Source organism: Affinibrenneria salicis, from assembly GCF_008710095.1.
Genome location: NZ_VYKJ01000001.1, coordinates 831,493 through 857,562, shown reverse-complemented (window position 1 = coordinate 857,562; position 26,070 = coordinate 831,493). Strand labels below are relative to the sequence as shown.

General features: G+C 59.1%; 21 protein-coding genes. 3 read left to right on the top strand and 18 right to left on the bottom strand.

What is annotated here, in order from left to right:
- Positions 1–51: 51 nt before the first annotated feature.
- The 14 genes from ftsA to mraZ form a co-directional block, all read right to left on the bottom strand.
- On the bottom strand, positions 52–1,308 hold the full coding sequence (ftsA, locus tag FJU30_RS03825; protein ID WP_150433568.1) for a cell division protein FtsA: 1,257 nt from the start codon (positions 1,306–1,308) through the stop codon (positions 52–54).
- The gene (gene ftsQ / locus FJU30_RS03820; RefSeq protein WP_150433569.1) at positions 1,305–2,174 is read right to left on the bottom strand and encodes a cell division protein FtsQ; all 870 of its coding nucleotides are present in this window, start codon (positions 2,172–2,174) and stop codon (positions 1,305–1,307) included. The genes ftsA and ftsQ overlap by 4 nt, the downstream gene beginning before the upstream one ends.
- A gap of 1 nt (position 2,175) precedes the next feature.
- Positions 2,176–3,105: a D-alanine--D-alanine ligase gene (locus tag FJU30_RS03815; RefSeq protein ID WP_150433570.1), complete on the bottom strand. Its 930-nt coding sequence runs from the start codon at positions 3,103–3,105 to the stop codon at positions 2,176–2,178.
- 8 nt (positions 3,106–3,113) lie between these two features.
- A complete protein-coding gene (gene murC, locus FJU30_RS03810; RefSeq protein WP_150433571.1) occupies positions 3,114–4,574 on the bottom strand; it encodes a UDP-N-acetylmuramate--L-alanine ligase in 1,461 nt (486 codons plus the stop codon).
- A gap of 67 nt (positions 4,575–4,641) precedes the next feature.
- A complete protein-coding gene (gene murG, locus FJU30_RS03805; RefSeq protein ID WP_150433572.1) occupies positions 4,642–5,709 on the bottom strand; it encodes an undecaprenyldiphospho-muramoylpentapeptide beta-N-acetylglucosaminyltransferase in 1,068 nt (355 codons plus the stop codon).
- A complete protein-coding gene (gene ftsW, locus FJU30_RS03800) occupies positions 5,706–6,908 on the bottom strand; it encodes a cell division protein FtsW (RefSeq protein WP_150433573.1) in 1,203 nt (400 codons plus the stop codon). The genes murG and ftsW overlap by 4 nt, the downstream gene beginning before the upstream one ends.
- The gene (murD, locus tag FJU30_RS03795; RefSeq protein WP_150433574.1) at positions 6,908–8,224 is read right to left on the bottom strand and encodes a UDP-N-acetylmuramoyl-L-alanine--D-glutamate ligase; all 1,317 of its coding nucleotides are present in this window, start codon (positions 8,222–8,224) and stop codon (positions 6,908–6,910) included. Before murD ends, ftsW begins: the two co-directional genes overlap by 1 nt.
- 3 nt (positions 8,225–8,227) lie before the next feature.
- On the bottom strand, positions 8,228–9,310 hold the full coding sequence (gene mraY / locus FJU30_RS03790) for a phospho-N-acetylmuramoyl-pentapeptide-transferase (RefSeq protein ID WP_150433575.1): 1,083 nt from the start codon (positions 9,308–9,310) through the stop codon (positions 8,228–8,230).
- Positions 9,304–10,665, bottom strand: coding sequence for a UDP-N-acetylmuramoyl-tripeptide--D-alanyl-D-alanine ligase (murF, locus tag FJU30_RS03785; RefSeq protein WP_150433576.1), 1,362 nt, complete (start codon positions 10,663–10,665; stop codon positions 9,304–9,306). Before murF ends, mraY begins: the two co-directional genes overlap by 7 nt.
- Entirely contained in the window at positions 10,662–12,149 is a 1,488-nt protein-coding gene (gene murE, locus FJU30_RS03780; protein ID WP_150433577.1) for a UDP-N-acetylmuramoyl-L-alanyl-D-glutamate--2,6-diaminopimelate ligase, read from the bottom strand. The genes murF and murE overlap by 4 nt, the downstream gene beginning before the upstream one ends.
- A complete protein-coding gene (locus tag FJU30_RS03775) occupies positions 12,136–13,899 on the bottom strand; it encodes a peptidoglycan glycosyltransferase FtsI (RefSeq protein ID WP_150433578.1) in 1,764 nt (587 codons plus the stop codon). The genes murE and FJU30_RS03775 overlap by 14 nt, the downstream gene beginning before the upstream one ends.
- Before the next feature lie 21 nt (positions 13,900–13,920).
- Complete coding sequence (gene ftsL, locus FJU30_RS03770) at positions 13,921–14,241, bottom strand: cell division protein FtsL (RefSeq protein WP_150433840.1); 321 nt, start codon at positions 14,239–14,241, stop codon at positions 13,921–13,923.
- A gap of 2 nt (positions 14,242–14,243) precedes the next feature.
- The gene (gene rsmH, locus FJU30_RS03765; protein ID WP_150433579.1) at positions 14,244–15,182 is read right to left on the bottom strand and encodes a 16S rRNA (cytosine(1402)-N(4))-methyltransferase RsmH; all 939 of its coding nucleotides are present in this window, start codon (positions 15,180–15,182) and stop codon (positions 14,244–14,246) included.
- A gap of 2 nt (positions 15,183–15,184) precedes the next feature.
- The gene (gene mraZ / locus FJU30_RS03760; RefSeq protein ID WP_150433580.1) at positions 15,185–15,643 is read right to left on the bottom strand and encodes a division/cell wall cluster transcriptional repressor MraZ; all 459 of its coding nucleotides are present in this window, start codon (positions 15,641–15,643) and stop codon (positions 15,185–15,187) included.
- 853 nt (positions 15,644–16,496) lie between these two features.
- Here mraZ and FJU30_RS03755 point away from each other — a divergent pair.
- Positions 16,497–16,937, top strand: a complete 441-nt coding sequence (locus FJU30_RS03755) for an L-alanine exporter AlaE (protein ID WP_150433841.1) — start codon at positions 16,497–16,499, stop codon at positions 16,935–16,937.
- An 81-nt stretch (positions 16,938–17,018) separates the two neighbouring features.
- On the opposite strand, the gene cra is transcribed toward FJU30_RS03755, so the two are convergent.
- From cra to FJU30_RS03735, 4 genes are all read right to left on the bottom strand, one after another.
- Complete coding sequence (gene cra / locus FJU30_RS03750; protein ID WP_150433581.1) at positions 17,019–18,023, bottom strand: catabolite repressor/activator; 1,005 nt, start codon at positions 18,021–18,023, stop codon at positions 17,019–17,021.
- A gap of 429 nt (positions 18,024–18,452) precedes the next feature.
- Positions 18,453–18,953: an acetolactate synthase small subunit gene (ilvN, locus tag FJU30_RS03745; protein ID WP_191091513.1), complete on the bottom strand. Its 501-nt coding sequence runs from the start codon at positions 18,951–18,953 to the stop codon at positions 18,453–18,455.
- On the bottom strand, positions 18,953–20,671 hold the full coding sequence (gene ilvI, locus FJU30_RS03740) for an acetolactate synthase 3 large subunit (protein WP_150433582.1): 1,719 nt from the start codon (positions 20,669–20,671) through the stop codon (positions 18,953–18,955). Before ilvI ends, ilvN begins: the two co-directional genes overlap by 1 nt.
- Before the next feature lie 321 nt (positions 20,672–20,992).
- A complete protein-coding gene (locus FJU30_RS03735; RefSeq protein ID WP_150433583.1) occupies positions 20,993–22,795 on the bottom strand; it encodes an AMP-dependent synthetase/ligase in 1,803 nt (600 codons plus the stop codon).
- 606 nt (positions 22,796–23,401) lie between these two features.
- On the opposite strand from FJU30_RS03735, the gene leuA reads away from it, so the two are divergent.
- Positions 23,402–24,979, top strand: coding sequence for a 2-isopropylmalate synthase (gene leuA, locus FJU30_RS03730; RefSeq protein ID WP_150433584.1), 1,578 nt, complete (start codon positions 23,402–23,404; stop codon positions 24,977–24,979).
- Positions 24,979–26,070: a 3-isopropylmalate dehydrogenase gene (gene leuB / locus FJU30_RS03725; protein WP_150433585.1), complete on the top strand. Its 1,092-nt coding sequence runs from the start codon at positions 24,979–24,981 to the stop codon at positions 26,068–26,070. Before leuA ends, leuB begins: the two co-directional genes overlap by 1 nt.

Sequence of the window (26,070 nt, the reverse complement as noted above, 5' to 3'; positions counted from 1 at the left end):
TGTAACTTCGGGATCATAATCGTTTTGCGATACGATCTCTTTCGATAAACATTAAAATTCTTTTCTCAACCAGCTATTGATACGTTTAAACCAGCTGCCGACTGAGGCGCGTTTCTCTGCTTCATGCTCACCACCCAGGTGAGACTCTTTACCGTAATGCAGCAACCCGACCGCCGTTGAGTAGTAGGGTTCCTGTGCATAATCCGTTAAGCCTGTAATATTTAGCGGCTGACCAATGCGCACTTGCGTATGGAATACGCGCTGGGCGCAGGCGGCCAACCCGTCAATCTGCGCGGCGCCGCCTGTCAGCACGATACCGGCCGCCAGATGATGCTTCACGCCCTGCTGACGTAACTGCTCCTGCAACTGTAAAATTTCGTCGTTCACCAGATTCAGCAATTCGGTGTAACGGGGCTCAATCACTTCGGCCAGCGTCTGCCGCTGCAAACTGCGCGGCGGCCGGCCGCCAACGCTCGGCACTTCCACGCTTTCATCTTTGCTGACGATCGAGCCCAGCGCGCAGCCATGACGCACCTTAATCGCTTCGGCGTCGGTCGGCGGCGTGCCGAAAGCATAGGCGATATCGCTGGTCACCACATTGCCCGCATAGGGGATCACTTTGGTGTGGCGCAGCGCGCCGCCGGTATACACCGCGATATCCATCGTGCCGCCGCCGATATCCACGACGCAGACGCCCAGCTCGCGTTCGTCTTCGGTGAGCACCGCATAGCTGGAGGCCAGGCCGGCGAAGATCAGTTGATCGACCTTCAGCCCGCAGCGTTCGACCGCTTTCACGATATTCTTCGCCATATCATTGTGGCAGGTAATCAGATGCACCTTAGCCTGCATACGCACGCCCGACAGCCCGACCGGATTCTTAATGCCTTCCTGATAGTCGATGGCATATTCCTGCGGAATAACGTGCAAAATGCGATGTTCATCGCGCACACGCACCGACTTGGCGGTGTGCACCACGTTTTCCACGTCTTCCTGCGTCACTTCTTCTTCGGAAATCGGCACCATGCCGATTTCGTTCTGGCAGCTAATGTGTTTGCCGGACAGCGCCAGATAGACCGAGGAAATCTGGCAATCGGCCATCAACTCGGCCTGATCAATGGTGCGCTGTACGCACTTGACCACCGACTCCAGATCGTTGACGCCGCCTTTATCCATACCGCGCGAGGGACAGCTGCCAACACCGATAATGTTGACCATGCCATCGGGCAGAACCTCCCCTACCAGCGCAGCGACTTTTGCTGTACCGATTTCCAGCCCAACTACCAGTTTTCTGTCCGTCGACTTGATCATTGTTGTTTAGCCTGTGCCTGATTCTGTTGCTGATGACTGTCTTGCCGGTTGTCTTCCTGCTGACCAACACCCTGTACCTGATCGATAAAGGCCGGGGCCCAACCGACTGCCGCCCCAGTGTCATAACGCAAATCGACATAGCCGATTCGTTTGCTATCGTTCTGCGCCTGACGCTGCAGCAGCGGATAAAGCTCAAGAAAACGCTGCAGGCGCCGGGTGCGCTCATCCCGGCCCAGCTCCAGCCGGATATCGTTGTCCAGCGCCAGCTGCCAGGAGTGACGAGCGCTCATCGCCACCATTTTAAGGTTCAGCCTGGCCGACGCCAGCGCCTGACTCATGGTGCGATACCCCTCCAGCACCTCTTTTTCGCCGCCTTCGGGTCCGTACAGCAGCGGCATCTTCATGTTCCGAATCCGCTCCGCCGGCACGCTAAAGGCGTTGCCGTCGGCGTCCACCATCTGTAAATCGTTCCAGCGCGCCGCCGGCACATACTCCACCAGATGGATCTTCAGTTCGTCCGGCCACTGCTTACGTACGCTGGCCTGCTTAACCCACGGCAGACGTTCGATCTGCTGCTGGATAACGTCGACGTCCTGAGTCATAAACGTACCCGGCGCGCCCAGCGCCAGGATCGCCTGACGGATATCGTCGTTGGTGGTGTAATGCCGCTCCCCGGTCATCACCAGGCGAGAGAGCGGCAGACGACTGGCGTCTTTCATCCACTCCACCACCATCCAGCCGCCCCATACGATGGTGCCCAGCACCATCAGCATGAAAATCACGCCCGCCAGCTGACCGCCATTGCTGCGCCGCGTCCCCTGGCGTTCCGGGCCACGGCCGCGCGTGTTCAGTGCCGCCTGCGACATATCAGTCGGCCAGTTCCAGAATGCGCGCCGCCAGTTGCGAGAAGCTCATCCCTCGCTGACGCGCCGCCATCGGCACCAGACTGTGGCTGGTCATACCCGGCGAGGTATTCACCTCCAGCAGGTAAAACGCGCCGTCGCCGTCCTGCATCACGTCCACCCGTCCCCAGCCGCGACAATCCAACGCGCAATATGCATCCCGCGCCAGCTGCGCCAATTGCGCTTCCTGCCGCGGCGCTAAACCGGCCGGACAAAAATACTGCGTCTCATCCGACAGATACTTCGCGTCATAGTCATAAAAGGTGGCCGAGGCCGCCGCCTGGATGCGGATCGACGGCAACACGTCATCCCCGAGAATGGCGACGGTAAACTCCGGACCGCTCAACCATTTTTCCACCAGGACATCGTCGTCATGACGGAAGGCTTCATCCAGCGCAGCGGCCAGCTCGTCGGCCCGATCGACCTTGCTCATCCCGACGCTGGAGCCTTCGCGGCTCGGCTTCACGATCAGCGGCAGCCCAAGCGCCGCAATCTGCGGCGCCAGCGCCGTCGCCCACTCGCCGTCGGCGAACTGCCGGCGCTGAATCAGCACATAAGGCGCCACCGGCAGCCCCGCCGCCTGCCACACCATCTTGCTGCGCAGCTTGTCCATGGTCAGCGCCGAGGCCATTACGCCGCTGCCGGTGTAGGGCAACCGTAAAAACTCCAGCACCCCCTGCAGCGTGCCATCTTCGCCGCCGCGACCGTGCAGGGCGATAAACACTTTGTCGAACCCCGCCGTTTTCAGCTCCGTCACCGGAAAATCACGCGGGTCGACCGCGTACGCATCGATCCCCGCGTCTCTCAGCCCCGCCAGCACCGCCTGACCGGACTGCAGGGAGACATCACGTTCGGCAGAGGTTCCACCCAGTAAAACTGCGACTTTCTCTGTCATGATGTTCCTCACTGCGTTATCTGCGGCTGCAGGCGGTTATCGGCCAGACTGCGCGACAGTCGGCCAATATTGCCCGCGCCCTGCATCAGGACCAGATCGCCCGGGTTTAGCGCCTGTGACAATAATTCCGGCAAAGTATCCGCTTCCGAGACCAAAATAGGATCAATCCGACCCCGGCCGCGGATGGTGCGGCACAGCGAGCGGCTGTCCGCGCCGGGAATCGGCGTTTCTCCCGCGGAATACACGTCCAGCACCAGCAGAACGTCGACCTGCGACAGCACGTTGGCGAAGTCGTCGTACAGGTCGCGGGTGCGCGTGTAGCGATGGGGCTGAAACACCATGACCAGACGCTTATCCGGCCAGCCGGCCCGCGCCGCTTTGATGGTCGCATCCACTTCCGTCGGGTGGTGCCCATAGTCATCCACCAGCATCACGCTGCCGGATTTGCCGTTGACCGGCGACAGCGGGAACTCGCCCAGGAAGTCGAAGCGGCGCCCGGTGCCGGCGAACCCCGCCAGCGCGCGCAGAATCGCGTCATCGTCGATCCCTTCCTCGGTCGCCACCGCTACGGCCGCCGCCGCATTCAGCGCGTTGTGACGGCCCGGCGCGTTGAGCGTCACCTGCAGCAGCGGCTTATCCTGACGCACCAGCGTAAAATGCCCCTGGGCGCCGGTCTGCCGATAATCGGCGACCCGCACATCGGCGTCATCGCTGAAGCCATAAGTGGTGATGTGGCGCCCCACGCGCGGCAACAGTTCGCGAATCACGTTATCGTCGACGCACATCACCGCGCGGCCGTAAAACGGCAGATTGTGCAGGAAGCTGATAAACGTCTGCTTCAGGTTCTCAAAGTCGCCATGGTAGGTCTCCATGTGATCGGCTTCGATATTGGTCACAATCGCCACCATCGGCTGCAGATGCAGGAACGACGCGTCGCTCTCATCCGCTTCAGCAATCAGGTAACGACTGGAGCCGAGCCGCGCATGCGTGCCGGCCGCTTTCACCAGCCCGCCGTTGACAAAGGTCGGGTCCAGTCCCGCCTCGGCGTAAATGCTGGTCACCATCGCCGTGGTCGTCGTTTTACCGTGCGTGCCGGCGATAGCGATGCCGTGGCGAAAACGCATCAGTTCCGCCAGCATTTCCGCGCGCCGGATCACCGGAATGCGGGCCTCATGCGCCGCGACAATCTCCGGGTTATCCGCCGGGATCGCGCTAGACACCACCACCACGCTGGCGTCCAGCACATTTTCCGGACGATGATGGAAATAAATCTGCGCGCCCAGCTCCGTCAGCTGTTGCGTCACCGCGTTCGGCGCCAGGTCCGATCCGCTGATCTGATAACCTTCATTGGCCAACACTTCGGCGATACCGCCCATGCCGGCACCACCGATGCCGACAAAATGGATGTGCCGGACGCGACGCATCTCGGGCACGATTGAACGCAGTTTCGCCAGTTGTTGAGTATTCACTTCTTTTATCGTTACCTTGTCTATTATCGGGCGACTCGTCTCGCCCGGTAAGCCCGCCGGAATTCAGTTATCCGCGGGCCGCCTTGCTCACTTCGCTCGCCACGCGCTCGGTCGCATCCGGGATGGCCACCGCGCGGGCTTTTTTCGCCATTTCCAGCAGCGCAGGACGATCCCACGCCGCCAGCGTCTGGCTGACGGCCGCAACGCTAAGCTGCGGCTGTTCGATAATTTTGGCGGCGCCCGCCTGTTCCAGCGGCAGCGCATTCCAGTATTGCTGGCGGTCCTTATGCTGAAACGGCACAAACAGCGCCGGCAGCCCCGCCGCCGCGATTTCGCTCACCGTCAGCGCGCCGGAGCGACACACCACCACATCCGCCCACGCGTAGGCGGCGGCCATATCATCGATAAATTCCGTCACTTTATGCTGCGGCTGGCCCGCCTGCGCATAGGCCTGGCGTACGCTCTGCTGGTTGCCCTTGCCGGACTGATGCCACAGCGTCACCCGATCGCCCAGCTGCGCCGCGACGCCCGGCATCGTCTGGTTCAGCACGCGCGCGCCCTGACTGCCGCCGACCACCAGCACGCGAATCGGGCCGTCGTGCGCGGCAAAACGCGCTTCCGGCCGATCCAGCGCCAGCACGTCGGTGCGCACCGGGTTGCCGACCACGGCCGCGCGCGGGAAGGCGCCGGGAAACGCCTGCAGCACCGTCTTCGCGATACGCGACAGCCAGCGATTGGTCAGACCGGCAATGCCGTTTTGCTCATGCAGCACCACCGGGATACCGCACAGCCAGGCCGCCAGGCCGCCGGGACCGGAAACGTAGCCGCCCATGCCGAGCACCACGTCGGGCCGGTAGCTGCGCATAATGGCCCGCGCCTGACGCACCGCGCGAAAAATACGCCACGGCGCGCCCAGCAGGGCCATTATTCCTTTGCCGCGCAGCCCGGAAATACGAATAAAATCGATGTCGATACCGTGTTTAGGCACCAAATCGGCTTCCATCCGATCGGCGGTACCGAGCCAGCGTACCTGCCAGCCCTGCGCCATCAGGTGATGTGCGACCGCCAGGCCGGGGAACACATGGCCCCCGGTTCCGCCCGCCATCACCATCAAACGCTTGCCTTCGCCGCTCATCGGGCACTCCTTGTAAACGCCTGCGCCATAGTCAGGCGCGTTTCATAATCAATCCGCAGCAATAGCACGATCGCCGTCGACATAATGATCAGACTCGAACCGCCGTAACTAATCAGCGGCAGCGTCAAACCTTTGGTCGGCAGCATGCCGGCCGCCGCGCCGACATTCACCAGCGTCTGGAAGCTAAACCAGATACCGATCGAACAGGCCAGAAAGCCGGAAAAGCGCTGATTAATCTCCAGCGCCCGCCGGCCGATCGACATGGCGCGAAAAGCGACGAAGAATATCATTAACAACGCCAAAACCACACCGATATAGCCAAGTTCCTCGCCCAAAATAGAGAAAATAAAGTCGGTGTGCGCCTCCGGCAAATATTCCAGTTTCTGCACCGAGTTTCCCAGCCCCTGTCCCCACAGTTCGCCGCGGCCAAACGCCATCAGCGACTGGGTCAGCTGATAGCCGCTGCCGAACGGATCGTCCCACGGATTCCAGAACGAAGTCACGCGGCGCATACGGTACGGCTCCGCCACAATCAACAGCCCCACGGCGAAGATGCCGCAGCCGATAATCGCCAGAAATTGCCACATCCGGGCGCCGGCCAGGAACAGCATCGCCAGCGTGGTGATAAACAGCACCACCACCGTGCCGAGGTCCGGCTGCGCCAGCAGCAGCACCGCCAGCACCACCATCACGCCCATCGGTTTACAGAAGCCCCAGAAATTGTTGCGCACTTCGTCGACCTTGCGCACCATATAGCTGGAGAGGTAGCAAAACAGCGCCAGTTTCGACAGTTCCGCCGGCTGAATACGCAGCGGCCCGAAAGCGATCCAGCGCGAGGCGCCGTTCACCGAGCTGCCGACCACCAGCACCACCAACAGCATCACCATCGCCAGCAGCAGCAGCACGCCGCTGTAGCGCTGCCAGGTATCCATCGGAATGCGCAGGGTAACCAGCGATAAAGCGAACGCCAGCCCCAGATAGAGCGCATCGCGTTTAGCGAATAAAAACGGATCGCTGGCCAACCGCTGACCCACGGGCATTGACGCCGACGTCACCATCACGAATCCGATAACGGCGAGGCCGAACGTTAGCCAAAGCAGGGTCCGGTCGTACAGCACGTAGCTGAGCGAATCGCTCTCCCGCGTCCCCATGACCCAGCTTTTTAGCCGTTCCACCACGCCCGCACCGGAAAATGTCATCAGCCGAGCTCCTCCGCCAGACGGGCGAACTCGTCGCCGCGCTGTTCAAAACTGCGGAACTGATCGAGACTGGCGCAGGCGGGAGACAGCAGCACCATATCGCCGGCCGCCACGCGCGAGGCGATGACCCGCATGGCCTGTTCCATCGTCTGGAAGCGTTCCGCCCGATCGGGGCGCAGAGCCAGCAGTTGATCGCCGTCGCGGCCGAAACAGTACAGCCGAATATTATCGCCCTGTAGATACTGACTCAGCGGCGAAAAATCGGCGGATTTGCCGTTGCCGCCCAGCAGCAGATGCAGCGTGCCTTCCACCTGCAGTCCGTTCAGCGCGGCTTCGGTGCTGCCGACGTTGGTCGCCTTCGAGTCGTTGATCCAGCGGATGCCGTTACGTTTCCACACCTGCTGGAAGCGATGCGCCAGACCGGTAAAATGAGTCAGCGCGGTCAGCATCGAGGGGCGCGGGATACCGACGGCATCGCCCAGCGCCATCGCGGCCAGCGCATTGGTGTAATTATGCACCCCCACCAGCGTCATCTCGCGGGTATTCAGTACGCGCTCGCCGCGCACCCGCAGCCAGGTTTCGCCCTGCTGACGGTTCAGGTGATAGTCGCCGACATCGACGCCAAAGCTGACGCAGCGCTCATCGGCGCCGCGCACCGGCATGCTAAGCGCGTCATCGGCATTCACCACGCAGACTTTGGCGTTTTCATAAATCCGTAATTTTGCCGCGCGATACTGCTGCAGCCCGAGCGGATAGCGATCGGAATGATCCTCGGTCACGTTGAGGATGGTGGCCGCCGCCGCCTGCAGGCTGCTGGTGGTTTCCAACTGGAAGCTCGACAGCTCCAGTACGTAAAGCTGGCACTCCTGCTGCAGCAGTTGCAGCGCGGGCAGGCCGATATTGCCGCCGACCCCGACCGCCCAGCCGGCCGCGCGCGCCATGTCGCCCACCAGCGTGGTGACCGTACTCTTACCGTTCGAGCCGGTGATCGCCACCACCGGCGCCTGCGCCTCGCGGCAGAACAGTTCAATATCCCCGACGATTTCCACGCCGGCCTGTTGGGCGGCGCTCAGCGCCGGCGTAGTCAGCGCGATACCGGGGCTGGACACGATCAGATCCGCATCCAGCAGCCAGTCTTCGTTGAGATCGCCCAGATGGCGCTCAATGTTCTCCGGCAGTTTATCCAGACCTGGGGGCGTGATTCGGGTATCCATCACACGCGGCGTCACGCCCCGTGCAAGAAAGAAATCAACACAGGACAGCCCGGTCAGGCCAAGCCCGATAATGACAACCTTTTTACCCTGATAATCCACCATGGTTTACCGTACCTTCAGCGTTGCCAGGCCAATCAGCACCAGCATCAGCGAAATTACCCAAAAGCGCACGATGACGCGCGGTTCCGGCCAGCCTTTAAGTTCATAATGGTGATGAATCGGCGCCATACGGAAAATCCTCTGACCGCGCAACTTAAAGGACCCTACCTGCAGAATCACCGACAGGGTTTCCACCACGAACACCCCGCCCATAATCACCAGCAAAAATTCCTGCCGCAACAGCACCGCGATGGTGCCCAACGCGCCGCCCAGCGCCAGCGAGCCGACGTCGCCCATAAACACCTGCGCCGGATAGGTGTTGAACCATAAAAAGCCCAGCCCGGCGCCGACGATAGCGGTACAGACAATCACCAGCTCGCCGGCGTGACGCAGATAAGGAATATGCAAATAGCTGGCGAAATTAGTATTCCCGGTGGCCCAGGCCACCAGCGCGAAACCGGCCGCCACAAACACCGTCGGCATGATGGCCAGCCCGTCCAGGCCGTCGGTCAGATTGACCGCGTTGCTGGTGCCGACAATCACAAAGTAGGACAGCAGGATATACAGCAGCCCCAGTTGCGGCATCACATCTTTAAAGAACGGCACCACCAACTGCGTGGCGGGCGTATCCTTACCAATCGCGTACATGGCGAACGCCACCACCAGCGCGATCACCGACTGCCAGAAATACTTCCAGCGCGCGATCAGCCCGCGGGTATCCTTACGCACAACCTTGCGATAATCATCGACAAAACCGACGACGCCGTAGCCGATCAGCACAAACAGCACGCACCAGACGTAGGGATTGGACGGGTAAGCCCACATCAACACCGAGATCGTGATGGAGGTCAGAATCATCAGTCCGCCCATCGTCGGCGTACCGCGCTTGCTAAAGTGCGACTCCGGTCCCTCGCTGCGCACCACCTGGCCGATTTGCAATTTTTGCAGCCAGGCAATCAGGTGCGGCCCCATCCACAGCGAAATGATCAGGGCAGTCAGCAGGCTGACAATGGCGCGAAACGTCAGATACGAAAAGACGTTAAAGCCGGAATAAAATTTGACCAGATGCTCGGCCAGCCAGACTAACATGTTGCATTCTCCTGTAACGCGCGTACTACCTGCTCCATTGCGGCACTACGTGAACCCTTAATAAGTACGGTGATTACCGCATGTTCAGACAGTAACGCCATTAAACGGGCGACGAGTGCTGCCTTATCCTGAAAATGTTCGCCGCATCCGCTGGCCTGGCTTATCAACGCACTGAGCGTTCCCACGCTCAGCACCTTATCAATACCTGCCGCTCGCGCCGCTTCGCCCACCTGACGATGACAGGCCGGTGCTTCATCGCCCAGCTCAGCCATATCGCCCACCACCATCACCCGAAAACCCGGCATCTCGGCCAGCGTTTGCGCCGCTGCGGTCATGGAGCCGACGTTGGCGTTATAGCTATCGTCCAGCAGACGTTTGCCCTGCGCCAGCGCTATCGGGAACAGACGCCCCGGCACCGGCTGTAGTTCGGCCAGCCCGGCGCGCACCGCTTCCAGCGTTGCGCCGGCCGACATCGCCAGCGCCGCGGCCGCCAGCGCATTGGCGATGTTATGTCGCCCCGGCAACGGCAGGCCCACCCGCAACCGGCCGAACGGCGAGTGCAGCGTAAAATGCGTGCCCTGCGCGTCGACCGCCGTCTCGCTGGCGTAAAAATCGATGTCGGTCCCGGCCTGCGGCGAGAAGCGCCAGACCCGTTTCTGACCGATGGTGCTCTGCCAGCGCGGCCAGTCATGGCTGTCGGCGTTGATGATCGCCGTGCCGTCGACCGGCAGACCGGCGAAAATTTCGCCTTTGGCCTGCGCCACTCCGGCCAGCGAACCGAAACCGGCCAGATGCGCGCTGGCCAGATTATTCACCAGCGCGCTGCGCGGCCGGGTCAGATCGGTGGTCCAGGCGATTTCGCCGATATGGTTGGCGCCCAGCTCGATGACGGCGAAATCATGTTCCGTCGTCAGGCGCAGCAGCGTCAGCGGCACGCCGATATCGTTATTAAAATTGCCGGCGGTCGCCAGCACGTTGCCGCACTGACGCAGGATGGCGGCGGTCATTTCCTTAACCGAGGTTTTACCCGACGACCCGGTCAGCGCCACCACATACGCCTTGCTTTGCTGACGCACCCAGGCGGCCAACTGGCCCAGCGCCTGACGGGTATCGGCAACCAGCAGTTGCGGGACGTCAACAGGTAAGCGCTTACTCACTATTAAAGCTGCGGCGCCGGACGCGACGGCATCATCGGCATAGTCATGCGCGTCGAAACGTTCGCCTCGCAGCGCCACGAACAGGCTGCCGGCGCCAATCTTGCGCGTATCCGTCGACACCGCGTCGATCGTGCAGTCTTCGCCAATCAGTTGCGCGCCCAGCACCTGGGTCAGTTGACGCAGAGAAACCGAAATCATGCGATCACCCCCAGTAAGCGCGCCGCCGTGACCCGGTCCGAATAATCCAGACGCTGGCTGCCGATCAGTTGATAATCTTCATGCCCTTTACCGGCGATCAGCACGATATCCTGCGCCGCCGCCTGCATCAGCGTATGGGTCACCGCATCGGCGCGGCCGTGCACTACCTGCGCCCGGCCCGCATCCAGCAGCCCGTTCAGGATGTCGTCAATAATGGCGGCGGCGTCTTCGCCGCGCGGATTATCGTCGGTAATCACCACCTGGTCGGCCAGTTGCTCGGCAATCGCGCCCATCAGCGGTCGTTTGCCCTTGTCGCGATCGCCCCCGCAGCCGAACACGCACCAGAGTTTACCCCGGCAGTGCTGCCGCGCCGCCGACAGCGCTTTTTCCAGCGCGTCCGGCGTATGGGCGTAATCCACCACGGCGACCGGTTTGCCGGGCGCGCTGAACACCTCCATCCGCCCGCAGACCGGCTGCAGGCGCGGCGCGCTCGCCACCAGTTCATGCAGCGGGTAACCCAGCGCCAGCAGCGTCGCCAGCGCCAGCAGCAGGTTGCTGACGTTGAACGCGCCGATCAGATGACTTTCAATCTCGCCCTCGCCCCACGCGGAGGAGAAACGGATGGTCGCGCCGGCATTGTGGTATTCGACCCCGATCGCCTTCAGCCAGCGGCCATGACCGCCCGGCTGCAGATTATTATCCATCGTGACCGCCACGGCGTCCGGCAGTTGGCTGAGCCAGCGGCGGCCGACTTCATCGTCGGCGTTGATAATTATCTGGCCGACCTGATGCTCGGAGAACAGCGCCCATTTAGCCGCTTCGTAATGCTCCATATCGCCGTGGTAGTCGAGGTGATCGCGGCTCAGGTTGGTAAACACCGCCGCGGCGAACGGCAGCGCGGCGACCCGGTGCTGCGCCAGACCGTGCGAGGAAACTTCCAGCGCGGCGAAGGTCGCGTGCTGCTCAACCAATGACGCCAGCGCTTGCTGCACCGCAATGGCGGAGGCGGTGGTATTTTCCGACGGCGTGGTCTGCCCCAACAGCCCGTTGCCGAGGGTGCCCAGTACGGCGCTGGTTTCGCCCAGCAATTGACTCCACTGGGCCAGCAGTTGCGTCGTCGTGGTCTTACCGTTGGTGCCGGTCACGCCCGTCAGGCGTAGTTTCTCGCCCGGCTGGCGGTAAAAACGCCCGGCCAGCGCGGAAAGCCGCTGATTCAGCTCGCTCAGATAAACCACCGGCACGCCGTCGATCTCACGCACGGTAGCGTTATCCGCCTCTCCCGCCGCCTCGGCCAATACGGCAGCCGCCCCTTGCGCAATCGCCTGCGAAATATAGCGCCGTCCATCCGTTTTGTAGCCGACTACGGCGACAAACAGATCCCCGGCAGCCGCGGTGCGGCTGTCTAATGTCATTTCACGCAGTGCGCGCTCCGGGGCATGCTGCACCCAGGGAGCCAGTAACTCGCGCAAATTACGATCTGCCACCTGAACCCTCTTCTCGATTAATCACAAATTCATTTTTATCGCCCGTGGGCAACGCATCGGGTTCAACGTTCATGGTGCGCAAGACGCCGCCCATGATTGCGCCGAAGATCGGTGCCGAAACCGCACCGCCATAGTATTTGCCGGCCTGCGGGTCGTTAATCACCACCACCAGCGCAAAACGCGGATTGCTGGCGGGAGCGACGCCCGCGGTGTAAGCAATGTATTTATTAACGTACTGACCGTTCGGGCCGACTTTTTTGGCCGTCCCGGTTTTGATGGCGATTCGGTAGCCCTTGATCGCCGCCTTCGTCCCACCGCCGCCCGGCAGCGCGACGCTTTCCATCATATGCACCACTGAACGCACGATCGGTTCCGGGAAGATGCGTTCACCCGGCACGGGCGGGTCCACTTTGGTAATGGACAACGGCCGGAAGACGCCATAGCTACCGATCGTGGCGTAGACTCGCGCTAACTGTAACGGCGTTACCATTAGCCCGTAGCCGAAAGAAAAGGTGGCCCTCTCTATGTCAGACCACCGTTGTTTTTGAGGGTATAAGCCACTGCTTTCTCCGACCAACCCCAAATTGGTCGCTTTTCCCAGTCCGAAACGTGAGTAAGTGTCTACTAACGCCGAGGCGGGCATCGCTAACGCCAGCTTAGACACGCCAACGTTACTCGACTTCTGTAATACCCCGGTCAGGGTTAATTCGCTGTAGCGGGCCACGTCTTTAATTTCGTGACCGTTAATATAGTAAGGCACGGTGTTCAGCACGCTATTTTCTTTGACCACGTTGCGCTGTAAAGCGGTCATCACCACCATCGGCTTCACCGTCGAACCGGGTTCGAAAATATCGGTAATCGCGCGGTTGCGCATAATGTCTTTCGGCGTACCGGCCAGATTATTGGGGTTATAGGAGGGGCTGTTAGCCATCGCCAGCACTTCACCGGTGTTGACGTCGACCAGCACCGCGGTACCCGATTCGGCCTTATTGAACGCCACCGCATTGTTCAGTTCGCGGTACACCAGCGCCTGTAAACGCTCGTCGATGCTCAGCACCAGATTATGCGCCGCCTGACTGTCCACGGAGGAAACATCTTCAATCACCCGACCAAAACGGTCTTTACGCACCGTCCGCTCGCCCGGCTGACCGGTCAGCCAGCGATCGAAGCTTTTCTCCACCCCTTCAATCCCCTGGCTGTCGATATTGGTGAAACCGATCAGATGCGACGTCACCTGGCCCGCCGGATAGTACCGCCGCGATTCCTGGCGCAGGAAGATGCCGGGCAGTTTGAGTTTGTGGATATACTCGCCGATGGCCGGGTTGACCTGGCGAGCCAGGTAGACGAAGCGGCCTTTCGGGTTGGCGTTAATTTTGGCCGCCAGCTGATCGAGCGGAATTTCCAGCGCGTCGGACAACGCCTTCCAGCGCGTATCGAGCGTAATGCCGCCGTGATCGTTCAGATCTTTCGGATCGGCCCAGACCGCATTGACCGGTACGCTGACCGCCAGCGGACGTCTGGCGCGATCGACAATCATGCCGCGCGCAGTCGGCACTTCCTGCACGCGCAGGGAGCGCATATCCCCTTCGCGCACCAGCTTATCGGGATTAATCACCTGCAGCCAGGCCGCCCGCGCCATCAATCCCGCCATCGCCAGTAAAATCCCGCCGCACAGCAACGCAAAACGCCAGCTGACAAAGCTGGCCTGTTCTTCCTGGCGTTTCAGTTTTCCTTTACGTGCTGCACTCATGCGTGATTGACGCCTATTGGTTTATGGTTTAACCACTATGTTCTCTTGTGACGGATCGACATGCCCCATCGACAGTTTCTCCGTGGCGATACGTTCGACCCGGCTGTGGTCGCCCAGCGCGTTCTCTTCCAGAATCAGGTTGCGCCATTCGATATCCAGCGCATCGCGTTCCAGTAGTAAGCGCTCACGTTCCGCCGTCAGCAGACGCGTTTCGTGCGCGGTAGTCACCACGAAGATGGCCGATACCAGCACGGCGACCAACAGCAACAGAGGCAGACGGGCATTTCTGAGCAAATCCTCAACGATAACCCGAACCAGACCATGCCGCTCATTGCCGATCATCATCAGACCAGCCTTTCCGCAAAGCGCAATACCGAGCTGCGCGCCCGCGGATTTTGCGCTACTTCAGCCTCGGGAGGCATCATCTTGCCGATGCTTTTCAGCGTCTGTCCGCCCTGCTGTCGCAGTTGCTCTTCCGTGACCGGCAAACCGGCCGGCACCTGCGGCCCGCGGCTATGATGACGAATAAAACGTTTCACAATGCGGTCTTCCAGCGAGTGAAAGCTGATCACCGACAGCCGCCCCTGCGGAGCCAGCACGCTGCGCGCGCCTTCCAGCGCCTGTTCGATCTCTTCCAGCTCGCTGTTGATATAGATGCGAATCGCCTGGAAACTGCGCGTCGCCGGGTGCTTGTGTTTCTCCCGGATCGGGCTGGCCGCCGCGATCAACTCCGCCAATTGTTTGGTCCGGTTAAGCGGTTCCGTCTTATTGCGTTCGACGATGGCGCGCGCGATGCGCTTCGCAAAACGCTCTTCGCCAAAGGTTTTCAGCACCCAGGCGATATCGTCCGCTTCGGCTTCCTGCAGCCACTGCGCCGCGGATACGCCGCGCGTCGGGTCCATGCGCATATCGAGCGGCCCGTCGCGCATAAAAGAGAAGCCGCGTTCGGGATCGTCGAGCTGGGGCGAAGACACGCCCAGATCCATCAGTACGCCGTCAATGCGGCCGACCAGATCGCGTTCGGCAACATAATCCGCCAGCGCGGAAAAAGGGCCGTGAATAATAGAAAAACGGCGATCGTCGATAGCCTTAGCCGCTTCGATCGCCTGCGGGTCGCGATCGATAGCGAACAAGCGCCCTTCCGGCCCCAGATGAGACAGAATCAGACGAGAATGACCGCCCCGGCCAAAAGTGGCGTCAATGTAAATCCCGTTGCTGCGAATGTTCAGTCCGTTGACCGCTTCGTCTAACAGCACGGTCGTGTGTTGATAATTTTCCGGCATATTTATAGTGATAGATCCTGCAATCGCTCAGACAGCGGTTCCTGAGAAGATTGTTCAGCGTCAATATCTTCCCTGACTTGTTGATACCAGGTCTGTTCATCCCACAGCTCAAACTTGTTGAACTGCCCAACCAGCATCACTTCTTTTGTTAAACCCGCATGTTGTCTTAACGTACCGGCAATCAGCAAACGCCCGGCGTTATCCATCTGGCATTCGCTGGCATGGCCCAACAGCAGGCGCTGGACGCGGCGCTCCGCGGGGTTCATGCTCGACAGACGCGACAGCTTCTGTTCAATAATTTCCCATTCGGGCAGGGCATAAAGCAGCAGGCAGGGCTGATGGAGATCAATGGTGCAAACCATTTGACCTTGCGATTCCTCGTTCAGCGTTCCCCGGTAACGGGTAGGTACGGCAAGCCGCCCTTTACTGTCGAGGTTAACCAGCGTTGCCCCACGAAACATACCTGAGCTACCCCTCGATCACCCTTTTCACCACATTATCCCACAAATTCCCACGCTAAAGAGTTTACGGAGGGTATTAAAACCTTGTCAAGCCAGAGCGGAGGCGCTTTGGAATTATTTCTTCATTATTTTGGGATGCGCGCGAACGCAGCGAAATATCCATCATTCAGGCCGCAAGATTAACGTCATGAAAATTTGAGTAAAAATTTGCCAGTGAAGAGAAAACAGTGCGGATATAACCAGCGGATTGTCCGTGCTCATTGCTTTTATTACCGTCGCCGGCGACGGAACAGCAATATATTTCTGCTTGTTTATTAGACTGTAATCTATTGTTTTAAAATGGTTAGTTTGCTTAGCGTGCGTATTGTGCCGCCGGCATTCATACCCGTTCAACCTCTCACATTCGCGAAATAACCCGAAATATTGTTCAGCAGTCGGGTTATTTTACTTTAATTTACGTTGCGGGCCTGAATATTTATCCATTCTTTTATTTGTAACAAAATGATTGAGGCTTTATTAATAACTAAGATTCATCCTAAAAGGACGCGTTTTGGCGTCGGCCGAATATTTCCCCGCCGGCCGACGTTGATTGGATGATAAATAGTCCCGCCCCGATATTTTACAACTAATTGTTTGTAAAACATATTTTATCCACCTCCACTTTTAATACTCAAAAGAGCGCCCTGCCTGCAACTAAATGCCTAAATCACTGCTTTATGGCTAAAAAATAAAAATTTATAGCTAGTTAATAAGCCATATTGCAGTGATGTACACTATGAGAAAAGCGATATATCAACATATATAACTATTAAACAAACTCATCAAGAGTGGTTCTGAACAGGAGTCAGCAATGATGTTTTCTCCCGCTTCCCGGCTGCGCAGCGCAGCAGCGGATACCTTTGCGCTGGTTATTTACTGCTTTATCACCGGCATGATCATCGAAATGGTATTGTCCGGGATGACCTTTCAGCAATCGCTGTCCTCACGCCTGCTGTCTATTCCGGTCAACATTGTCATCGCCTGGCCCTACGGTCTGTACCGCGATCGGGTCCTCGCGCTGGTCACGCGCCGCCGTCCGTCTCACTCATGGCTGCGTAACCTGGCCGATCTGCTGGCCTACGTCAGCTTCCAGTCGCCGGTCTACGCCGCTATCCTGTGGGTTATCGGCGCAGGCGGCGCGCAAATCGTCACCGCCGTCAGCAGCAACGCCGTCATCTCTATGGCGATGGGCGTGCTCTACGGCTATTTTCTGGAATATTGCCGGCGACTGTTCCACGTTCCGCTGCACGGCTGAGTCGGGTCTGGAAAGCGGCGTAGCCGCCGGTGGGGGGATTGCGCCGCCGCTGGAGACAGCGCGGCGGCGGCTCGGGACAGGTCAGCTGCGGCCGAGAGAACCGCGGCGATAGAGATTGCGCCGGATGCGGTTCAGTCCAGGTTTCGGTTTTTTCGGTTCGTCCAGGCTGGCCAGCACCAGTTCCAGCACGCGTTCGGCCACTTCACGATGACGCTGGGCCACGGAAAGCACCGGGCACTCCAGAAAATCCAGCAGTTCATTATCGCCGAAAGTGGCGATCGCCAGATTGCTCGGCAAGCGGCCGCTCATCTTCAGCGTCACGTCCATCACGCCCTGCAGCAGAGGAAACGAGGTGGTAAACAGCGCCTGCGGCATCGGATTGTGACGCAGGTACTCGCCGAACACCTCGGCGGCCGAGCTACGTTCGTAACTATTGGCGTACAGCCAGCTGACTTCGCGCGCATCCCCTTCCCAGGCCTGGCGGAACCCCTGCTCGCGCAGATAGCTAACCGACAGTTCCGGCAACGCGCCGAGGTATAAGATCGATTCTGCCGGCTGGCGGCGCAGTTCCTGCGCCAGCATCTCCGCATCTTCCAGATCGGCGCCCACCACGCTGGTAAAATGTTTGCGATCCAGCGCGCGATCCAACGCGACGATCGGGAAACTGCCGGTAGCCCAGCGCTGATAAAAAGGGTGTTCGGGAGGAAGCGCGGTCGACACGATGATAGCGTCGACCTGACGCTGCAGCAGATGCTCGATGCAGCGCATTTCATTATCCGGTTGATCTTCGGAACAGGCGATCAACAGCTGGTAGCCGCGCTGCCGCGCCTGGCGTTCGAGGTAATTGGCGATGCGTGTATAGCTGGTATTTTCCAGGTCCGGAATGACCAGGCCAATCGAGCGAGTGCGCCCCGCGCGCAGTCCCGCGGCCACGGCATTAGGATGATAATTGTGTTCCCTGACCACTGCCATGACTTTCTCAACGGTTTTGTCGCTGACGCGATACTGCTTTGCCTTACCGTTGATCACATAACTGGCGGTCGTGCGCGAAACACCCGCAAGACGCGCAATTTCATCCAGTTTCACGTTAGCCCCTTTGATAAGCCGGATAAATAGTAATTATAAAAGCGATCCTATGACCATATTTTAATCATGGGTATCTTTGGATCTAACCGCAGAAAACCCTGAGGAGCAACCGCTTTCGCGCTTAAATAAATAACCTATTACGTCACTCTAAATAATTCGGGCTGCCGGAAGGCGACGACGCAGCGAATCCCGGCGGCTTACCGCAGTAAGAAACCGGGCAAAGCGACAAATCCGCCGCAAGCGGATTTGAACGCCGCTGGCGGCGGCCCCCAGGGGCGAGGCCCATTGATGGACCGGCAACAAAGCCAACTCACCTGCAGCCAGAAATACGACGGGTATAAGCAAAAATCAGAAGCCCGCCAGTTGGCGAGCCTCTGAGACAGAAAATAATACCTTAGCCGAAAGAATAAAAGATATCCGTGCGCCGGATCAGCGCATGATCTTTTCACCGCGCGATACGCCGACGATGCCGGAGCGCGCCACTTCGACGATTTCCGCCACTTCGCGCACCGTCACCGTATTCAGGAAGGCGTCCAGCTTATCGCTGGTGCCGGCAAGCTGAACGGTGTACAGCGATGAGGTGACGTCCACGATCTGGCCGCGGAAAATATCGGCGCTGCGTTTCACCTCTTCACGCCCATAGCCCGTCGCTTGCAGTTTCACCAGCATGATTTCACGTTCAACGTAGGCGCCCTGGGCCAGTTCGCTGACGCGCAGCACATCGACCAGCTTATGCAGTTGCTTTTCAATCTGCTCCAGCACCCGGGAATCGCCGACCGTCTGGATGGTCATGCGCGACAGAGTCGGATCGTCCGTCGGCGCGACCGTCAGACTTTCAATGTTATAACCGCGCTGGGCAAACAAACCGATGACACGCGATAACGCCCCTGATTCGTTTTCCAGTAATACCGATAAAATCCGGCGCATCATCAGGTCCTCTCCGTTTTGCTGAGCCACATTTCGTCCATCGCGCCACCGCGAATCTGCATCGGGTACACGTGTTCACTGCCGTCCACTCTGATATCGACAAACACCAGCCGGTTCTTCTCCGCCAGCGCCTGAGCCAGCTTCGGCTCCAGCTCTTCCGGCCGATCGATAGCGATGCCGACGTGGCCGTAGGCTTCGGCCAGCTTGACGAAATCAGGCAGCGATTCCATGTAAGAGCTGGAGTGACGGCCGGAATAGATCATATCCTGCCACTGTTTCACCATGCCGAGGAAGCGGTTGTTCAGATTAACCACCACTACCGGCAGGCCGTACTGCAGCGCGGTGGACAACTCCTGAATATTCATCTGGATACTGCCGTCGCCGGTCACGCATACCACGGTTTCCTGCGGCAGAGCCAGTTTAATGCCCAGCGCCGCCGGCAGGCCGAAGCCCATGGTGCCCAGACCGCCGGAGTTGACCCAGCGTCTCGGCTTGTCGAACGGATAATACAACGCGGCGAACATCTGGTGCTGACCGACGTCCGAAGCGACCCACGCCTCTCCGTTAGTCAGCCGGTACAGGGTTTCGATCACCGCCTGCGGCTTGATAATGTCGCCGCTATCGTCATATTTCAGGCACTGACGGCCGCGCCACAGCTCGATGCGCTGCCACCAGTCGCGCAGCGCGTCGAACGATTGTTGCTGATCGCCCTGCGCCAGCAGTTCCAGCATGGTGCTCAACACATGTTTAGCATCGCCGACAATCGGCACATCCGCATCGACGGTTTTGGAAATCGAGGCCGGATCGATATCGATGTGCAGCACCGTGGCGTCGGGACAGTATTTAGCCAGATTATTGGTGGTGCGATCGTCGAAGCGCACGCCAACGGCAAAAATCACATCGGCGTTATGCATCGCCATGTTGGCCTGGTAGGTACCGTGCATGCCCAGCATCCCCAGGCTCTGGCGATGGGTGCCCGGGAAACCGCCCAGCCCCATCAGCGAGCAGGCCACCGGCAGATTCAGTTTTTCCGCCAGTTCGCGCAACCCGGCGGAGCAGTCGGCGTTAATTACTCCGCCACCGCTATAAACCACCGGCCTCTCGGCCGCCAGAAGCGTTTGCAGCGCGCGCCGGATCTGGCCTTTATGGCCCTGCACCGTCGGATTGTAGGAACGCATACTGACGTGATCGGGATAAAGGTAAGGCAGCTTATTGGCCGGGCTCATCACGTCTTTGGGCAGATCGACCACCACCGGACCGGGACGCCCGCTGGCGGCCAGATAAAACGCTTTTTTCAGCGTAGCGGGCACATCTTCCGCCCGCTTCACCAAAAAGCTGTGTTTCACCACCGGGCGGGAAATCCCCACCATGTCGCACTCCTGGAACGCATCCGAACCAATCAGCGACGTCGCCACCTGGCCGGACAAAATCACCAGCGGAATAGAATCCATATAAGCGGTGGCGATACCGGTAATGGCGTTGGTCGCGCCCGGGCCGGAGGTCACCAGCACCACGCCCACCTCGCCGGTGGAGCGGGCATAGCCATCCGCCATGTGCACCGCGGCCTGTTCATGGCGCACCAGGATATGCTCAACGCCCCCTACCGTATGCAGGGCATCGTAGATATCCAGCACAGCCCCGCCCGGATAGCCGAATACATGTTTCACGCCCTGATCGATCAACGATCGGACCACCATCTCGGCTCCTGACAACATCTCCATGGGTTTGCCTCCAGGCTTACATTTTTGTTCAGAGAGCGGAACGCGTTTCCGCATTGAGGGGAAAAAGCCCCGCGATCACACGATCGTCTTTAGGTTAAATATAATTGACTAACATAGCGTCTGGATATGGCTCAGGCAAACGCCAAAGAAACCACTCAAACAGTACAAGAAAAGGAAAAAACGGCTTTTTATCTCCTTTTCCCAGTAAAAAATCCCATGCCGCAGGCGAATAAATGAAAAATATACCATTCCATTGGCACTTAACAATACGAAAACCGCGGATTAGCCCGACGGCGCGCGCAGACCGAGCCGCAAGGGGCATCAGCCGTTATACATCGAATCGATTTCATTCTGATAGCGCTGATGGATCACGCTGCGCCGCAGTTTCAGCGTCGGCGTCAGTTCGCCCTGCGCCATGGAAAACGGCGCCGGCAACAGAGTAAACTTTTTCACCTGTTCAAAACGCGCCAGCTCTTTCTGCATCTCATGCAGCCGGCGCTCGAACAGCTCAATAATGTGGCTGTGCCGCAGCAGATCCAGCCGATCGTGATACTTCAGATTGATCGAATGCGCATACTCTTCCAGCGCCGTAAAACAGGGCACGATCAGCGCCGAGACATATTTACGCGCGTCGGCGATCACCGCGACCTGTTCGATATAGCGATCCTGGATCAGCGCACCTTCCAGCTGCTGCGGCGCGATATATTTCCCGCCGGTGGTCTTCATCAGATCTTTCAGACGCTCGGTGATAAACAAATTGCCGCGCGCGTCCAGTACGCCGGCGTCGCCGGTCTTCAGCCAGCCGTCCGGCGTAAAGGCCGAGGCCGTCTCCTGCGCACGGTTGAAATACCCCTGCATGACGATCGCGCCGCGCACCTGAATCTCATTTTCTTCACCAATGCGCACCTGTACGCCTGGCAGCGGCGTGCCTATCGAGCCGGGGAGAAAAGAGGATTCTTCCCAGCAGGAAACGGTGGCGCAGGTTTCGGTCATGCCGTAACCATAAATAAGGCGGATGCCGATCGACTGGAAAAACAGGATGATAGCGTCGTCCAGACGCGCGCCTGCCGCCGGCATAAAGCGCACCCGGCCGCCGAGCAGTTGACGCAATTTGCTCAGCGCCAGCCGTTCGGCCAGACGGTGACTTAGCCGCAGCAGCAGACCGGCCCGCCGCTGCTCCTGTCTTGCCTGAAACATTCGCCGCCCCTGCGCCACCGCCCAGCGAAACAGCAAACGCCGGCGCCAGTCGGACTGCGCGACTTTTTCGTGGATCGCCGCGTAGACCTTTTCATAGAAATGAGGAACCGCGCACATCAGCGTCGGCCGTACCGCCTGCATGGCATTCCTGACCAGACCGGTATCGGCGAGAAAAACATTCTGCGCGCCGCTGTGCATGACGAAAAAGCTCCAGGCGCGTTCGAATACGTGGGACAACGGCAGGAAGCACAGGGAGACATCGTCTGGCTCAATCTTCAGGCGCTGCTCATGCAGCCGAAGCTGGGTCGCTATATTGGCGTAATCCAGCATCACGCCCTTCGGCTCGCCGGTAGTGCCGGAGGTATAGATCAGGGTAAAAAGATCGCTGAGACGACGCTGTTCAATGCGCCACAGCCACTCCTTGCGCCACAGCGCCACATCGGCCCGGGCGATAAGGTCGCTCAGCGTCAGCGCGATATCGCAGCCGCGCAAATCGATGCCGTCATCCAGCACAATAATATGGCGCAGCTGCGGGCAGCGTTCGCGCAGCGACAGCAGCGCATCGTACTGCTGCTGACCGCCGACAAAAATGGTGCGAATATCCGCGTCATTGATGATGAAGGCCGCCTGCGCCGGCGCGCTGGTCGCGTAAATCGGCACGGTCACCGCGCGAAGATGCAGAATGGACAGATCGGCCAGCGACCAGTTCATACTGTTGGCAGAAAAAAGCGCGATGCGTTCCTGCACGCCCACGCCCAGCCCCAGCAGCGCGCTGGCGATATGCTGTACGCGCCGGCCGATTTGCGCCCAGGTTAACTGCCGTTCCGCCTCAGGCCGCCAGTCGCGAAAAACCACCCGACCGGAACAATGGCTGATTTGCGCCTGAATACGCTGGACCAGATGATATTGCTGCAAATGGTTGGTCATAATTCGCCTGCTGATGAACGAGAACAGCGATAGCCGCTGGTTTACTCAATTACGGGATTGCCGCGCCTGCGTCGTTCACCTGGCCAAACCGGGCAGCGTCCGCCGCGCGGTCTGCCTCGTTCGCACCGGGCTGCGCAAACTCAGCGTACAGGTGTCCATTTTTTCGCAGCAGTCTACCGTCATCATGAAAAAGCGCAACGCTATTTCTGCCGCGCCAGGTCACAAATATCGCCGGCGGATGGGCGACGCAAGAAAACGCCGGATGAAAGAATCTCCGCAGGTTCGCGCGCGCAGCCCGCGCGCGACGGGCGATGCGTGGCAGAGAGATGGCCGGTCGCGCGCGATTGCCCCTAAATCAAATGTTGACATTAACGACGGAATCAAGTACCAATAGTAACATTGAGTGTTAAATCTATTTCGGCGACCAAATTCCATGTTCAACTTCACTTTCCTGCTAAGCCTACTACTAAACGCATCTCATTTGCGCGGTACGCTGGTGGGCGAAGCTCTGAACTAATTTAGCCGTCACCCATAAAAAACCCCGCGCCAATGCGCGGGTTTTTTTTTACCCGTCTGGCGCACAAGCATACGACAAGGAAACAACCGATGAGCCAACAAGTCATTATTTTTGATACCACGTTGCGTGACGGTGAACAGGCACTGCAGGCCAGCCTGAGTGTAAAAGAAAAACTTCAGATAGCACTGGCACTGGAAAGAATGGGTATCGACGTAATGGAAGTCGGTTTCCCGGTTTCTTCGCCAGGCGATTTCGAATCCGTCCAGACCATCGCCCGTCAGGTGAAAAACAGCCGGGTTTGCGGTCTGGCCCGCTGCGTGGAGAAAGACATCGATGCCGCCGCCGAAGCGCTGCGCGTAGCCGACGCCTTCCGTATCCATACCTTCCTGGCCACCTCGCCGATGCATATCGCCACTAAACTGCGCAGCACGCTGGACGAAGTGGTGGAACGCGCGGTGCGCATGATCAAACGCGCGCGCAATTACACCGACGATGTGGAATTTTCCTGCGAGGATGCCGGCCGGACGCCGATCGACGATCTGTGCCGGGTGGTGGAAGCGGCGATTAACGCCGGCGCCCGCACCATTAACATCCCGGATACCGTCGGCTACACCATGCCTTATGAATTTGGTGGTATCATTCACTCCCTGTTCGAACGCGTACCGAATATCGATAAAGCGATTATCTCCGTTCATACCCATGACGATCTGGGTCTGGCGGTCGGCAACGCGATGGCGGCGGTACAGGCCGGCGCCCGTCAGGTGGAAGGCACCCTGAACGGTATCGGCGAACGCGCCGGCAACTGCGCGCTGGAAGAGATTATCATGGCGATTAAAACGCGCCATAATCTGCTGAATGTCCATACGGACATCAAACATCAGGAAATCTACCGCACCAGTCAGATGGTCAGCAAGATCTGCAATATGCCGATCCCGGCCAACAAGGCGGTAGTCGGCTCGAATGCGTTCGCGCACTCATCCGGCATTCATCAGGACGGCATTCTGAAGAATCGCGAAAACTACGAAATCATGACGCCGGAATCCATCGGCCTGAAAGAAGTACAGTTGAACCTGACCTCCCGTTCCGGCCGCGCCGCGGTTAAACACCGCATGGCGGAAATGGGCTATCAGGACGGCGACTACGATCTGGACAACCTGTACGCCGCCTTCCTGAAACTGGCGGACAAGAAAGGCCAGGTCTTTGATTACGACCTGGAAGCGCTGGCCTTTATCAACAGCCAGCAGGAAGAGTCCGAGTTTTACCAGATGGACTACTTCAGCGTCCAGTCCGGCTCCAGCATCATCGCCACCGCCTCGGTTCAGTTGACCTGCGGCGAAGAGACGCAGTCCGAAGCCGCCACCGGCAACGGCCCCGTCGACGCCGTTTATCAGGCGCTCAGTCGCATCACCGGCTATCAGGTCGAACTGGTAAAATATCAGCTGTCGGCCAAAGGCCAGGGCAAAGACGCGCTGGGTCAGGTCGATATCGTGGCGGATTATCAGGGCCGTCGCTTCCACGGCGTGGGTCTGGCGACCGATATCGTTGAATCGTCCGCCAAAGCGATGGTGCATGTATTGAATAGCATCAGACGCGCTCAGCAAGTAGAAAAAGAAATCCAGCGTCTGCAACATCAGAATAAACAACAAAATAGTCAGGAAACAGTGTGATGACAAAAAGCTACCATATCGCCGTTTTACCCGGAGACGGCATCGGCCCGGAAGTAATGGTTCAGGCTCATAAAGTTCTGGAAGCGGTACGCCAGCGTTTCGGTTTCCGCATTACCACCAGTGAATACGACATTGGCGGGATGGCGATCGATCGCCAGGGTAAGCCGCTGCCGGAGAGCACCATCGCCGGCTGCGAACAGGCGGACGCCATTCTGTTCGGTTCGGTCGGCGGCCCGAAATGGGAACACCTGCCGCCGAACGAGCAGCCGGAACGCGGCGCGCTGCTGCCGCTGCGCAAGCACTTTAAGCTGTTCAGCAACCTGCGGCCGGCGCGCCTGTATCAGGGGCTGGAAGCCTTCTGCCCGCTGCGCAGCGACATCGCCGCCCGCGGCTTCGACATTCTGTGCGTGCGCGAACTGACCGGCGGCATCTATTTCGGCCAGCCGAAAGGCCGCGAAGGCAGCGGCATGCATGAGAAGGCTTACGATACCGAAGTGTATCACCGCTATGAAATCGAACGCATCGCCCGCATCGCGTTTGAATCCGCCCGTAAGCGTCGCAGCGCCGTGACTTCCATTGATAAATCCAACGTTCTGCAGAGCTCCATCCTGTGGCGAGAAGTCGTCAATGAGATCGCGAAGGATTACCCGGACGTCAGCCTGTCCCACATGTATATCGATAACGCCACCATGCAGTTGGTGAAAGATCCGTCCCAGTTTGACGTACTGCTGTGCTCCAACCTGTTCGGCGATATTCTGTCCGACGAATGTGCCATGATCACCGGCTCGATGGGGATGCTGCCTTCCGCCAGCCTGAACGAACAGGGCTTCGGCCTGTACGAACCGGCGGGCGGTTCAGCGCCGGATATCGCAGGCAAGAATATCGCCAACCCGATAGCGCAAATCCTGTCGGCCGCCCTGCTGCTGCGCTACAGCCTGGGCGAAGATGAAGCGGCTCAGGCTGTCGAAAACGCGGTTAATGCCGCGCTGGCCGAAGGTTATCGCACCGCCGATCTGGCTGGCAGCGGCAAATCCGTTACCACCGACGAAATGGGCGACGTCATTGCGCGCCTGGTCGCGCAAGGGGCATAA